Annotated in this window: 13 protein-coding genes; 9 read left to right on the top strand and 4 right to left on the bottom strand. The window is 67.5% G+C overall.

Going from position 1 to position 13,489, the window contains the following annotated elements; genetic code table 11:
• The first annotated feature begins 19 nt into the window (after window positions 1–19).
• Window positions 20–415 carry a hypothetical protein gene (locus AC3A3G_RS02295; RefSeq protein ID WP_234288064.1) on the top strand — a complete coding sequence of 132 codons (396 nt, stop codon included), beginning with the start codon at window positions 20–22 and terminating at the stop codon, window positions 413–415.
• A 90-nt stretch (window positions 416–505) separates the two neighbouring features.
• Window positions 506–1,003 carry a single-stranded DNA-binding protein gene (ssb, locus tag AC3A3G_RS02290; protein WP_125899729.1) on the top strand — a complete coding sequence of 166 codons (498 nt, stop codon included), beginning with the start codon at window positions 506–508 and terminating at the stop codon, window positions 1,001–1,003.
• A gap of 64 nt (window positions 1,004–1,067) precedes the next feature.
• Here ssb and AC3A3G_RS02285 read toward each other — a convergent pair whose 3' ends face one another.
• The gene (locus tag AC3A3G_RS02285; RefSeq protein WP_200216583.1) at window positions 1,068–1,634 is read right to left on the bottom strand and encodes a nucleoside 2-deoxyribosyltransferase domain-containing protein; all 567 of its coding nucleotides are present in this window, start codon (window positions 1,632–1,634) and stop codon (window positions 1,068–1,070) included.
• 52 nt (window positions 1,635–1,686) lie between these two features.
• On the opposite strand from AC3A3G_RS02285, the gene AC3A3G_RS02280 reads away from it, so the two are divergent.
• On the top strand, window positions 1,687–2,643 hold the full coding sequence (locus tag AC3A3G_RS02280) for a DMT family transporter (RefSeq protein WP_409516167.1): 957 nt from the start codon (window positions 1,687–1,689) through the stop codon (window positions 2,641–2,643).
• A gap of 5 nt (window positions 2,644–2,648) precedes the next feature.
• On the opposite strand, the gene AC3A3G_RS02275 is transcribed toward AC3A3G_RS02280, so the two are convergent.
• Window positions 2,649–3,134 carry a superoxide dismutase family protein gene (locus tag AC3A3G_RS02275; RefSeq protein WP_412878706.1) on the bottom strand — a complete coding sequence of 162 codons (486 nt, stop codon included), beginning with the start codon at window positions 3,132–3,134 and terminating at the stop codon, window positions 2,649–2,651.
• A gap of 249 nt (window positions 3,135–3,383) precedes the next feature.
• On the opposite strand from AC3A3G_RS02275, the gene gyrA reads away from it, so the two are divergent.
• The 5 genes from gyrA (at window position 3,384) to AC3A3G_RS02250 (ending at window position 9,408) form a co-directional block, all read left to right on the top strand.
• Window positions 3,384–6,158, top strand: a complete 2,775-nt coding sequence (gene gyrA / locus AC3A3G_RS02270; protein ID WP_200168799.1) for a DNA gyrase subunit A — start codon at window positions 3,384–3,386, stop codon at window positions 6,156–6,158.
• Window positions 6,159–6,305: 147 nt separating this feature from the next.
• Window positions 6,306–7,100 (top strand): aminotransferase class IV, encoded by a 795-nt coding sequence (locus tag AC3A3G_RS02265; protein ID WP_200168800.1) that lies wholly within the window; start codon window positions 6,306–6,308, stop codon window positions 7,098–7,100.
• A gap of 54 nt (window positions 7,101–7,154) precedes the next feature.
• The gene (gene coaD, locus AC3A3G_RS02260) at window positions 7,155–7,640 is read left to right on the top strand and encodes a pantetheine-phosphate adenylyltransferase (protein ID WP_200168801.1); all 486 of its coding nucleotides are present in this window, start codon (window positions 7,155–7,157) and stop codon (window positions 7,638–7,640) included.
• A 26-nt stretch (window positions 7,641–7,666) separates the two neighbouring features.
• Window positions 7,667–8,488, top strand: a complete 822-nt coding sequence (locus AC3A3G_RS02255; protein WP_200168806.1) for a peptidylprolyl isomerase — start codon at window positions 7,667–7,669, stop codon at window positions 8,486–8,488.
• 35 nt (window positions 8,489–8,523) lie between these two features.
• Complete coding sequence (locus tag AC3A3G_RS02250) at window positions 8,524–9,408, top strand: peptidylprolyl isomerase (RefSeq protein WP_487487437.1); 885 nt, start codon at window positions 8,524–8,526, stop codon at window positions 9,406–9,408.
• On the opposite strand, the gene AC3A3G_RS02245 is transcribed toward AC3A3G_RS02250, so the two are convergent.
• A complete protein-coding gene (locus tag AC3A3G_RS02245; RefSeq protein WP_200216591.1) occupies window positions 9,405–10,514 on the bottom strand; it encodes a Ppx/GppA phosphatase family protein in 1,110 nt (369 codons plus the stop codon). The genes AC3A3G_RS02250 and AC3A3G_RS02245 overlap by 4 nt on opposite strands.
• A 200-nt stretch (window positions 10,515–10,714) precedes the next feature.
• Between AC3A3G_RS02245 and phhA the strand changes: the two genes are divergently transcribed.
• On the top strand, window positions 10,715–11,590 hold the full coding sequence (gene phhA, locus AC3A3G_RS02240) for a phenylalanine 4-monooxygenase (protein ID WP_200168804.1): 876 nt from the start codon (window positions 10,715–10,717) through the stop codon (window positions 11,588–11,590).
• Window positions 11,591–12,053: 463 nt separating this feature from the next.
• On the opposite strand, the gene AC3A3G_RS02235 is transcribed toward phhA, so the two are convergent.
• A complete protein-coding gene (locus AC3A3G_RS02235; protein ID WP_200216593.1) occupies window positions 12,054–13,484 on the bottom strand; it encodes an alkaline phosphatase PhoX in 1,431 nt (476 codons plus the stop codon).
• Window positions 13,485–13,489 lie beyond the last annotated feature (5 nt).

The raw sequence follows: 13,489 nt of genomic DNA, 5'->3' as shown, positions 1-13,489 counted from the left end.
GCGGTTTTCGATCGCGGCCATGGCCGTCGTGCTCGGCGGCGCGGGTCTCTCCGCTTGCGCCCAGAAGGTCGAGGCGCCGGCCGACAAGGGCGTCTGCTACCATGTGGGCGACGCCGACGACGGCGGCGCGCTTTTCAATGTCGTCGCTCGCGATCAGCCGCAGATTGAGTTCTGCGCGGCGAGGCTTGAGGAGATGCGTCTGCGCTTCCTGCGTATGGGCGGGAGCAAGACTGAATTGGTGGGCGCCTACCAGGGACAGTTCATCTTTATCGATCGCGCGGGCGTCAAGTTCGGAAAGAGCCTGGACGGCCCTCGCTTCTTCGCTCTGGCGCGCACTGGCGACGGCCGGCTGGCTATTCCGGGCGCTATTCAACGCCAGATGGACGGTCGCCCCATCGCCGTCGCACCGAACTAATTTCGCCGTCCTTCGCGGCGTGAACAAAACTGGAACATTTCGTCGATCTCCGCTAGGGATCGACGCAACGATATATAAAGGACATCGGTCATGGCGGGCAGCGTCAACAAGGTCATTCTGGTCGGCAACCTGGGTCGCGACCCGGAAATCCGCTCGCTGAACAACGGCGATCGCGTCGCCAACCTGCGTATCGCCACCTCGGAAACCTGGCGCGACAAGGCGACGGGCGAGCGCAAGGAAAAGACCGAGTGGCACTCGGTCGTCATCTTCAACGACAACATCGTCAAGGTGGCCGAGAACTATCTGAAGAAGGGCTCGACCGTTTACGTCGAAGGCGCGCTGCAGACCCGCAAATGGACCGATCAGCAGGGCGTCGAGAAATACTCGACCGAGATCGTCATCCAGCGTTTCAACGGCCAGCTGACCATGCTGGGCGGCCGCAGCGACAGCCAGGGCGGCGGCGGTGATCGCGGCGGCTACGGCGGCGGTCGCGACGACGACTATTCCTCGGGCTTCTCGACCGGCGGCGCCAACAAGCCCTCGGGTCCAAAGGAAAGCTACGACCTGAACGACGACATTCCGTTCTAAGGTTCGTTCAGCGGAACATGAAGGCCGCGCCTCTGCTGGGGGCGCGGCCTTTTTCAATGAAGGATCAGCGCGCGAAGCGGCTCTTCTCGGCGGCTTCGGTCAGGGCCTGGCGGACGGCGGCGGTCAGTTCGTCCATGGTCTGCACCTGACGCACGCCATAGGCGCGGGCGGTGATGTCGACGTTGCCCTTGCGCCAGAAGCCCTCGGGGGCCAGCACGATCAGCTTTCCGCCGCGCGCGTGCAGACCCATTTCCAGCAGGCTGATCGGGCTTTGCGTGCCGGGCGCGAAATACATGACGATGACGTCGGCGCTTTCCAGCGCGGCCAGCTCCCACTCGACCTGGCGGCGGAACTCCGGCTCGTCCGCCTCGGGTCGCCAGGCGGGGTTCCAGTCGGGGCGGCGCGGATTCAGCACCGTGACGTCCATGTCGCCCAGGGCTTGCGTCAGCGCCGCCTGCCAGTCGGGCGCGCCGCCCATGTCGATGCTGCCGCCTAGGAAGACGCGCGGACGGCTATTGTCGATCGGCAGGGGCTGGGGCGAGACGACGAGCGTCGGCTCGGCGGTTGCGGGCGCTGCGGCGATGCAGGCGGACACGACGGCGAGGGCGGACAGCAGGGCAGGGGTCTTCATGGCGGCCTCTATAGCCGACAGGGCGGGCGGTTGTGCAGGGTAACCTGCGGTCATGCTTCGTGAGAGGCCAATCGTCGCGCCCTGTGGCAAGCATGGGGGCGTGTCCAGTTCCTCCTCCTCCCCGCACGCGCTGACGCCGCTCGAGATCGCCGCCATCGTGGCCGTTCTGGTCATCTGGGGGGTGAACAACGCCGCCGCCAAGGTCGCCACCGAGGTGCTGCCGCCGCTGATGACGGGGGCGCTGCGTTTCGCCATCGCCGCCGCCTGCCTGGTCTGGTTCGTGCGGCCGCCGTTTCCGAACTGGAAGAGTCTGCTGATTATCGCCGTGGTGGGCGGGCCGATCCACTATGGCCTGATCTACCTGGCCTTCTGGCTGGCCAATGACGTCAGCCCGGTGACCGTAGCGACCCAGCTGTGGATTCCGCTGACGTCGCTGTTCGCCTTCCTGCTGCTGGGCGAGCGGATTTCGCGAATGGCGACGGTCGGCCTGGTGATCGCCTTCATGGGCGTGGCCTGGATGACGCTGGACCCTCATGCCTTGCAGGACTGGAAGGCCATTCTGGTGGGGGCGCTGGGCGCCTCGGCCTGGGCGCTGACGACGGTGATCGCGCGTCGCACGACCTCGATTCCGCCGCTGAAGATGCAGGGGCTGCTGGCGCTGATGGCGTTTCCGGCCCTGACCCTCGGCTCGGCCCTGTTCGAGACCGGACAGTGGGAGGCGGCCAAGGCGGCGACGCCGCTGGTGTGGGGCACGCTGGTCTGGGCGGGGGTGATCTCGTCCGTGTTCGCGACCAGTCTGATGTTCTGGCTGGTGCAGCGGCGCGAGGCCGGGCGGGTGACGCCCTATCTGCTGGGCTCGCCTCTGGTGTCGATCATGATCGGCGGCCTGTTCATGGGCGACGTGCTGACGCCGCAGATCCTGACGGGCGTGGCGATCGCCTTGGCGGGCGTGGTGACGGTGGCCCTGGGGGAGCGCGGCTTGCGCGCCGGCGCTCCCGCCAAGGTTTAAGCGGTTTACTGCGCCTTGATGACCGCGCAGGCCACGCGGTCGCCCGCGCCGCCGATCGGCTGGCTGGCGTGATCATCGGCGTTGGCGTGGATCACCAGGGCCGAGCCGTCGGCGTCCAGCAGCCACTGGCCGGGGCCGTTCTGCGACAGGCGGGCGTGGCTGGTGAAGACCTCGGCGTTCACGGCGCCGGCGGCGTCGGCGAAGACGTTGGGCAGGTCGCCGTCATCGGGGCCTTCAGCGTTCAGCAGGCCGTGGGGCTTTTTGGGATCGCCGTGATTGATGTGGGCGCCGGCCGAGGTGAAGGGCGCCTCGCACTGGCCCGTGGCGTGGATATGGATGCCGTGCCAGCCGGGCGTCAGGCCCGTGGCCTCGACCTTGATCAGCAGGCCGGTCGAGCCCTGCGTCAGGGTGGCCTTGCCGATGTCGGCGCCCTGGCCGTTGATGATGGCGACCTGCGAGGTCTGGCTCGGCGTGGCGCGCATCATGGCCATGTGCGAGGCGTGCTGATCCGGCGTATGGCCTGCATGGCCCGCGTGCTGCTGCGCCGAGGCGGCGCCGGCGGCGAGAGCGATCGCCAGAACGCTGGGAGCGATGAAAGCGGCTGGGGTCAAACGCATGAATTTCCTGTCCTTTTATGCGTGGGGATTTCAGCGGCGTTTCTTTGCCACCACGGCCCCCTGATGATAGAAACCTGAATAGCGGATCACGTTCCGATTCCGGCCATCTAAAGCCTGATTTCCTTGACCGACGACAGCTACCAAAACGCCGCCCCTTCGGCGCCGGGCGATATTTCGACCATCACCATCGAGGATGAGCTGAAACGCTCCTACCTCGACTACGCCATGAGCGTGATCGTCAGCCGCGCCCTGCCTGACGCGCGTGACGGTCTGAAGCCTGTTCACCGCCGCATCCTGTATTCGATGCACGACCTGAACATGACGCCCGAGCGGTCGTATTCGAAGTGCGCCCGCGTGGTCGGCGACGTGCTGGGCCGGTTCCACCCGCACGGCGACGCCTCGGTCTACATGGCCCTGGTCCGCATGGCCCAGGACTTCTCCATGGGGCTGATGCTGGTCGACGGCCAGGGCAACTTCGGCTCGGTCGACGGCGATATGCCGGCCTCCATGCGTTACACCGAGGCCAAGATGGCCCCGGCCGCCGTGGCCCTGCTGACCGATATTGAAAAAGACACGGTCGATTTTCAGCCGAACTACGACGAGAAGGAACTGGAGCCTGTCGTACTGCCGGCGCGGATTCCGAACCTGCTGGTCAACGGCGCGGGCGGCATCGCCGTCGGCATGGCGACCAACATCCCGCCGCACAACCTGCGCGAAGTGATCGACGCCGCGGTCGCCCTGCTGGACGACCCGGACGTGTCGGACGACGCCCTGCTGGACATCGTGCCGGGACCGGACTTCCCCACGGGCGGCGAGATCATGGGCCGCACGGCCCCGCGCAACGCCCTGCGTGACGGCCGCGGCTCGGTCATCGTGCGCGGCAAGGCGTCGATCGAAGAGATCCGCAAGGATCGCGACGCCATCATCATCACCGAACTGCCGTTCCAGGTGAACAAGCAGACCCTGATCGAGCGCATCGCCGAAATGGTGCGCGAGAAGCGTTTGGAAGGCATCGCCGACGTTCGCGACGAGTCCGACCGTCTGGGCATGCGCATCGTCATCGAGCTGAAGCGCGACGCTTCGGGCGATGTGATCCTGAACCAGCTGTATCGCTATACGGCGCTGCAATCCTCGTTCGGCGTCAACATGCTGGCGCTGAACCACGGCCGCCCCGAGCAGATGGGCCTGCGCAAGCTGCTGGAGCTCTTCCTCGACTTCCGTGAGGAAGTGGTGGTCCGCCGGGTCAAGTTCGAACTGGCCAAGGCCCGTGATCGCGGCCACGTCCTGGTCGGTCTGGCCGTCGCCGTCGCCAACATCGACGAGGTCATCCACATCATCCGCAGCTCGGCCGATCCGGCCGAGGCGCGCGAGCGGCTGCAGGCCAAGGCCTGGCCGGTCGGGGACATGATGGCCCTGGTCGAGCTGATCGCCGACCCGCGCACCGTCCTGGTCGAGGGCGACAAGATCCGCCTGACCGACGAGCAGGCCCGCGCCATCCTGGCCCTGACGCTGTCGCGTCTGACAGGCCTGGGCCGCGACGACATCTTCGGCGAGGCGCGCGCCCTGGCCGACACCATCCAGGGCCACCTGACCATCCTGTCGGATCGCAAGAACGTCCTGGCCATCATCCGCGAAGACCTGCTGCTGGTGAAGGATCAGTTCGGCGTCGATCGCCGCACCCTCATCGGCGAAGGCGACGCCGAGATGGAGGACGAAGACCTGATCCCGCGCGAGGACATGGTCGTGACCGTGACCCACTCGGGCTACGTCAAGCGCGTGGCGCTGAACGCCTATCGGACCCAGCATCGCGGCGGCAAGGGCCGCAGCGGCATGGCGATGAAGGACGAGGACGTCGTCACCAGCGTCTTCAGCGCCTCGACCCACACGCCGGTCCTGTTCTTCGCCACCAACGGCAAGGCCTATAAGCTGAAGACCTGGCGCCTGCCGCTGGGCAATCCGCAGTCGCGCGGCAAGGCCTTCGTCAACCTGCTGCCGATCGAGCCGGGCGACAGCATCATGAACGTGCTGCCCCTGCCGGAAGACGAAACGACCTGGGGCGACTACGACATCATGTTCGCCACCCAGTCGGGCGACGTGCGCCGCAACAAGCTCAGCGACTTCGCCACGGTGAACCGCGCGGGCAAGATCGCCATGAAGCTGGAAGACGGCGACGGCATGGTCGGCGTCGGCCTGTGCACGGCTGAGGACGACGTGCTGCTGACGACCGCTCTGGGCCGGGCCATCCGCTTCAAGGCCGACGACGTGCGCGTGTTCAAGGGCCGCGACTCCACCGGCGTGCGGGGTATCCGCCTGCAGGACGGCGACACGGTCATCTCCATGGCCATCCTGGGCCGCGTGGATGCGACCCCCGAAGAGCGCGCCGCCTATGTCAAACACGCCAACGCCATGCGTAAGGCGCTGGCTGGGGCCGATGCGGAAGAGGATGTCGTCACGGTCGAGGCGGATGACGAAGAGGCCGGCGACGCCGCCCTGTCCGTCGAGCGCATTGCGGAACTGGGTGCGGCCGAGCAGTTCATCCTGACTGTCACGGAAACCGGCTTCGGCAAGCGGTCCTCGGCCTATGAATATCGCCGCACGGGTCGCGGCGGACAGGGGCTGACGGCGCACGGTCTGGGCGGTCGCGCGGGCACGCGCCTGGCCGCCGCCTTCCCGGTCGAGGAGTCGGACGATCTGATGCTGGTCACGGACGGCGGCCAGATGATCCGCACCCCGGTCAGCCAGGTCCGCATCGTCGGCCGCTCCAGCCAGGGCGTGACCATCTTCCGCACCGGCAAGGACGAGAAGGTCGTTTCGGTCGAGCGTCTGGCCGATACGGGCGGCGACGATGAAGACGGCGACACAGGCGACGCCCCGGCGGTCGAGGGCGGCGAGGTCTAGGTTTCTCGCTGCTTTACGTCATCCCCGGGCTTGTCCCGGGGATCCATAACCGCCAGCGCACGCCATGTGAGCGCAGCGCCTGAACCTTAGCCGTTGTGTCTATGGATTCCCGGCACAAGGCCGGGAATGACGGGAAGGAAAGGCTGGATGGCGGCTGAACTCTGGATCGACGGCCGTCCCGCCGGACTTGAAGACCTGGGTCATCAGGCCCTGATCAACTACGGCGCCCTGACCTCCTTCGGCGTGGAGGAGGGGGGCGTGCGCGGGCTGGACCGGCATCTGGAACGCCTGAAAGTCTCAGCGCTCGAACTGTTCGGCGAGGCTGTGGTCGAGGATCGCTTGCGCGATCAGATGCGCACGGCGCTGGCCGGACGGGATGCGTGGCTACGCATCAGTCTATTTTCCAGCGAACTGTCGTTGCGTCAGCCGGACAGGATCGGCGCGCCGCAGGTGATGATCAGCGTCTCGGCCCCGCCGTCGCCCTTGCCGCACGGGGTCCGCCTGCAGAGCCAGGTCTATGCCCGCGAGGCGCCGCACCTGAAGCACGTCGCCACGATGGGCCTGTTGCGGGCGCGGCGCATGGCGCGGCTGGCGGGATTCGACGACGCCCTGTTCACCGACGCCGGCGGCCGGATTTCCGAAGGCTCGCTGTGGAATGTCGGCTTCATCGAGGGCGAGACGGTGGTCTGGCCTGAGGCGCCCATGCTGGACGGCGTGGCGCAGGCCCTGATCCGCGAGGCGCTGGACCGCGCCGGATCGCCGCAGCGGACCGAGGTCGTGCGCCTGTCGGACATCCCCCGGTTTGACAGGGCCTTCCTGTGCAACAGCGCCACCCCCGCGGCGGAAATCGCGGCCGTCGACGGCCATGTCTTCACCGGCGCGGCTGATGCGGTGCAGCAGATAGGCGCCCTTTGGCGATCACAGCCGCGTCAGAAAATCTAGGCCGTTCATTTCGCACCTGCTAAACGGACCCAAACGATGGGGAGGCCGCTGGCCATGCGTATCGGACTTTATCCGGGCACCTTCGATCCGGTCACCAACGGTCATCTCGATATCATCGGGCGGGCGGTCAAGCTGGTGGACCGGCTGGTCATCGGCGTCGCTCAGAACGACGACAAGGGCCCGCTGTTCTCGACCGCCGAGCGGGTCGAAATGCTCAAGGCCGAGGTGGCGCGTTTCAACGCCGACATCGAGGTGCGGCCTTTTTCCAGCCTGCTGATGCATTTCGCCGAGGAACTGAACGCCAATGTCATCGTGCGCGGGCTGCGCGCTGTGGCGGACTTCGAGTATGAGTTCCAGATGACGGCGATGAATCAGCGCCTGAACAGCGACATAGAGACGGTGTTCCTGATGGCCGATCCGCGCCACCAGGCCATCGCCTCGCGGCTGGTGAAGGAAATCGCCCGGCTGGACGGCCGGATCGACAGCTTCGTCAGCCCCGCCGTTGCGGTGCAGGTGATGGACAAGGTCAAGAAGGGTTGAGGTCGGGTTTGAAGATCAAGTCTGTGATGGCGCTGGCGGCGACCGCTGCCCTGTTGGCCGGCGGTGCGGCCGCTCAATCGAACGACTGGCGTACCGTGGCGCCTGAGAATTTGTGGGTGATCGACACGGCCAAGGGGCGTGTGCTGGTGGAGTTGGAGCCGCGCGCGGCGCCGAACCACATCGAGCGTATCCGCACCCTGACCAATCAGGGCTTCTATGACGGACTGAAATTCCACCGCGTCATTCCCGACTTCATGGCCCAGACCGGCGACCCCCAGGGCACCGGCGCGGGCGGCAGCGAACTGCCTGACTTGAAGGGCGAGTTCACCTTCCGTCGCGGACGCGACAGCGGCTTCGCGCCGGTCGAGAACAGCGGACCGGGCCTGCGCGGGATCATGGGCTCCATTCCGGTGGTGACGCAGCCCGACGCCCAGATGTTCGTCACGGCGGACTTCAAGACCTCGGCCCAAGGGCTGTTCTGCCCCGGCGTGGCGGGCATGGCGCGCGCCGGCTCGCCTGACAGCGCCAACAGCCAGTTCTTCCTGATGATGGGCCAGAACGACAATCTGAACGGCGGCTACACGGTCTTTGGCCGGGTGGTGCAGGGGATGGACGTGGTGCGCGCGCTCAAGGCTGGCAACGAAGCGCAGGACGGCGCCGTAGGGCCGGACGCCGATGTCATGACGCGCGCGCGGCTGGCCTCGGCCATGCCGGAAGCCGAGCGGCCGACGATCCGCGTGGCTGTGCCCGGATCTGCGCCGTTCAACGCCGCCGTCGAGGCGACGCGAGCCGAAAAGGGCGCATCCTTCAATATCTGCGACGTCCAGCCGCCCGTTCAGGGGGGGTGATCGACGTCTTTCGACACGCCGGGGAGGGCGGAGGAATGAGGCAAGGACTTCTGGCGACGCAGGCCGCCTTGATCGTGGCGTCGGCGCTGGCGGCATGGCCCGTCATGGCGCAGGAATCGGCTCCGGTCGCCCCGGCGGTCGCGGCTGCCGACTGGCGTGTTGTTCCAGCGGACAACCTTCTGGTGATCGATACCAGCAAGGGTCGTATCCTGGTCGAGATGGCGCCGGAGGTTGCTCCGGGACATGTCGCGCGCATCCGCATGCTGGCCAAGGCGGGTTTCTATGACGGCGTGCCGTGGCATCGTGTCATTGACGGCTTTATGGCTCAGACCGGCGACCCGCTGGGCACGGGCGAGGGTCAGAGCTGGCATCCCGACCTGAAGGCCGAGTTCACCTTCCGCCGCGACGCGCAGACGCCCTTCACCGCTGTCGCCGCGCCGGCGGGCGCCCAGGTCGGCTTCCTGCACTCCCTGCCGGTCCAGACTCAGCCTGACGCCGTCATGGCGACCATCGCGGATCGCAAGGTTCACGCCTGGGGTCTTTACTGCCCCGGTGTCGCAGGCATGGCGCGGGATGACGCTCCGGACAGCGCCAACAGTCAGTTCTTCCTGATGCGCCATCCCTACCCGGCGCTGGAAAAACGCTACACCGTCTGGGGTTCCGTGGTGTCAGGACTGGACGTCGTGCGCGCCCTGAAGTTCAGCCCCAATCCGGACGGCATTGTCAGCGAGCCTGACCGCATGACGCGCGTGCGCGTGGCGGGCGATCTGCCGGTCGCCGAACGGCCAACGGTGCGCGTCCTGAACACGACCTCGGCTGCTTTCCGCACCCTGGCGGACGGCGTGCGGGCGGCGCGTGGCGCGGACTTCTCGGCTTGCGATATCGCCTTGCCGGTCGAGGTGGACGCGCCAGGCGCCTAGGCCGTAACTGCGGCCCCGCCGTTGCGGCGGCGGCGGCGTTTCCGGCGGGGTTTCTGCTGGCGGTCCTCGCGCATTCTCTGCAGCAGAAGACCTTCGCGCAGGCCCCGGTCGGCGACGCGGACGCGTTCGCACGGCCAGGCGCGCTGGACGGCCTCGAGAATGGCTGCGCCGGCCAGGACCAGGTCGGCCCGATCCGGCCCGATGCAGCTTTCCGCCGCCCGACCTGCTGGACCCAGGGCGATCAGGCGGTCGGCCGCGCGCTCGCAATCGACCCGCGTCATCCACAGCCCGTCGACCAGATCGCGCTGATAGCGCCGCAAGCCCAGGTGGATGCCCGCCAGGCTGGTGATGGCGCCCGAGGTGCCGACCATGTGGCCGCGGCTGGTGCGGAACAGTTCGGCCAGGGCCGGGGCGTCCGGCGCCCCGGCGGCGATAGCGGCGCCGAAGTCGGCGACCATGGCTTCGTACCATGCCGGCGGGCTGCCCTCGGGTTCCGGGTGGCGTTCGGCCAGGGTGACGACGCCCAGCGGCGCCGACATCCAGGCTACGGTGTCGAAACCGGACGCGCCCTTGGTCAGCCAGGACAGTTCGGTCGAACCGCCGCCCACATCGATCACCAGCACGGCCTCGGCGCGCGGGTCGAACAGGTTGAGACAGCCGGAAACCGACAGGGCCGCTTCCTCGGACGGGTCGATGATCCGCAACCGCAGGCCCGTGCCGCGACGCACCCGCTCGATGAAGGCGGGGCCGTTCTCGGCCATGCGGCAGGCCTGGGTGGCGACGGCGGTCAGGCGCTGTGGATCCACGCCCTTGCGGGCCAGTCGTTCGGCGCACAGGGCCAGGGCGTCATAGGCCCGGTCCATCGCACGGTCGTCCAGACGGCCCGTGCGCGACAGGCTTTCGCCCAGACGCACGATGCGGCTGAAGGAATCCACCACGCGAAAGCCGTCACGCGCCGGACGCGCGATCAGCAGGCGGCAATTGTTGGTCCCCAGGTCGAGCGCGCCATAGAGAGGCGCATCTAGATCGACGCTCCCGCCGTTGCGGGAAGATCGAGGCAGGGACCGCGAGTCGCGCCGTCCGGGCGCGCCAGGGGTCTCCGGCATGGGCCGAGCTTTCATGTGGGCGGTCCGAAGCGGCGCCCGTCCCGCATAAGTTAGACCGCGACTCCCTGACGCGCCAGTCGTCATTGTCGGTGGTGACGAATGAGCGACCTCGCGTCAGCGTTGCAACAGTCATGCGTGACGACGATGAAAGAGCGCGCTAATCTGCCCTGAAAGGCCATCAGAGCCGTGAGGAGCGTTCCATGTCCGACTTCGAGCACGTTTTCGAGCAGCCGCCGGAAGGCGCCGCCGCCGACTGGACCATCCCCCAGAACTGGTCGGCCTATACCGAGGTCGAGCATCAGACCTGGAACACCCTGTACGAGCGGCAGATGAAGATCCTGCCCGGTCGCGCCAGCGAGGCCTTCCTGCGCGGGCTGGATGCGCTGGACCTGAACGCGGGCGGCATTCCCGACTTCGAGATCATCAACCCCAAGCTTCAGGCCCTGACCGGCTGGACCGTGGTCTGCGTGCCGGGGCTGGTGCCGGACGAGGTCTTCTTCGACCACCTGGCCAACCGCCGCTTCGTCTCGGGCCAGTTCATCCGCAAGCCGGATCAGTTGGACTACCTGCAGGAGCCGGACATCTTCCACGACGTGTTCGGCCATGTGCCGATGCTGACCGACCCCGACTTCGCCGCCTATATGGAGGCCTACGGCAAGGGCGGGCAGCGGGCGGCGTCGCTGGGGATGCTGCCGAATCTGGCGCGCCTGTACTGGTACACGGTCGAGTTCGGCCTGATGCAGGAAGCGGGCGAGCTTCGCATCTATGGCGCGGGCATCGTGTCGTCGGCGACCGAGAGCGTCTTCAGCCTGGAAGACCCTTCGCCGAACCGCCTGGGCTTCGACCTGGAGCGGGTGATGAAGACGCTGTACCGCATCGACGACTTCCAGCAGGTCTATTTCGTCATCGACAGCATCGAGGCGCTGAAGACGGTGACGTTGCAGGACTTCGGCCCCGTCTATGAGCGGCTGAAGGGCGCCGAGGCTTTGCCGATCGAGGCTGTCCTGCCGACGGATGATGTCTTCACGCGCGGCACCCAAGCCTATGCGGCCAAGGGTGGACGCTTCGCGGCATAGGCGGCGCATCGTCTCCCTCCCCTTTATGGGGAGGGTGGTCGCGCAGCGACCGGGTGGGGAGGCTGAGGTGATCCAAGAGCGGCGATCAGCTTGCTTCGACGCCCCCACCCGGCCTCGCCTGACGGCTCAGCCACCCTCCCCATGAAGGGGAGGGAGAAAAAACAGAGTCCAATTCGTCTGAATCTTCTGAATCTCTCCTCTGCGTTCTCGCGGGAGAGGGATGATGACATGCGTCTGGGCGAAGGTGTGAAAGCGCAGGTCTGCGCGCGCCGACGTCGGGAGTTTCCTGCGTTTGGACGGTGAGGATGCGCTGACGTTCCCTTCTTTCCGTCACCCTCGGGCTTGTCCCGAGGGCCCAGGCTTAGCTCACGCTCCCGAGCACGGAGTCTAATCGCCGCGCCTAACAGCTAACCGTAGCGGGTGAGGCCCCGTTGGGCCCTCGGGACAAGCCCGAGGGTGACGGTCAGACCCTGAACCGATCCCACGGGCCAGTGACGGCCAGGGTCATGCCGGGGGAATACAGGTTCACGAACATGGTCTGGCCGTCCGGCGCCCAGCAGACGCCGGCGAATTCGGTGTTCGACTCATCGGCGTCGTGGCGCATGGCGTTGCGGGCGATGGCGTAGACGCGGCCGTCGGGGGTGACGCCCTTCACATGCTGGGTGCCGACCTGCTTGTCCTCGCAGCCGATGACGTGGCCGTTCGGGGCGATGGCGATGTTGTCGACATAGTCCAGCACGGCGCGGTCGCCCGCCTCGACGAACAACTCCAGCATGCCGGGCTGGCTCGCCTCGTCCGACTGGCCCTCGCGCGGGCTGGGGACGTAGCGCATGATCTGGCCGTGGCGGCCGACGCCGCCCGAGGTGCAGGTGAAATAGAGGTGGTCGCCCGCCCAATGGACGCCTTCGCCGCGCGCGAACAGGGCCGCGCCCGAGGCGTGGCCGCGCAGGGACAGGTCGCCGTCGGGGCTTTCGACGTGATCCAGATCGACCCAGCGCACGGCCAGGCGCTGGCCCTGGCGCCACAAGACATCGTTCCAGTTGCGGGTGTCGCCGCGCGCCTGATCGACCAAGGCCAGGGCCTGAAGGCGGCCGCCGGCCTGCAGGCGGAGCGGGTCAGTCGGCAGGTAGCGGTAGAAGAGGCTCTCGGCCGTGTCCTCGGTCATGTAGGCGACGCCGGTGCGCGGATCGATGCAGGCGGCCTCGTGCTTGAAGCGGCCCATGGCGCGGATCGGCGTGGGGTCGACCAGGCCGGTGGCGCGCGACGGCACCTCGAACACCCAGCCGTGGTCCTGGGGCAGGCCGTCCTTGGTCCCGGCGACGATCTCCTCGCAGCTCAGCCACGAGCCCCAGGGGGTGACGCCGCCGGCGCAGTTGACCGCCGTGCCGCCCAGGCTGAGGTGCTGGCGTTCGGTGCGGCCGGTCCTGAGGTTGTAGACGACGGTGGTCGTGCCGCCGCCCAGCGGAGCGACCGCGCCGTCCTTGTCAGGATAGACGCCATAGACGCGGGCGCGGTCGAGGTCGCCGACCAGTCGGTGATTGGCGCCCCAGGCGCTGGCGTTGAACTCCAGCGGATTGACCTCATGGTTGCGGACCAGGATCACCCGATCCTCGTCCAGCCCGAAGCAGCCCATGCCGTCGAACTTGTCGGGGGTCAGCAGGCCGTCGGCCATGGTCTCGCCCGCCTGGGACACCACGCGGTAGGAGAAGCCCTCGGGCAGGTCCAGCAGGCCGTAGGGATCGGCCTTCATCGGGCCGTAGCCGAACACCTCGTTGCGCGAGGGCCCGTCGACGAAGCCGCCCGGCTCGGCGGCCATGGCCTGGGCGCGTTTGGCGTAGCCCGACAGGGCGAGGGCGGCGGCGGAGGCCATGAAGGCGCGGCGTGAAGCGATCATGCGCC

The sequence above is a fragment of the Brevundimonas sp. Soil_N_31 genome, from assembly GCF_057655995.1.
This window is presented reverse-complemented; position numbering and strand designations above follow the sequence as displayed.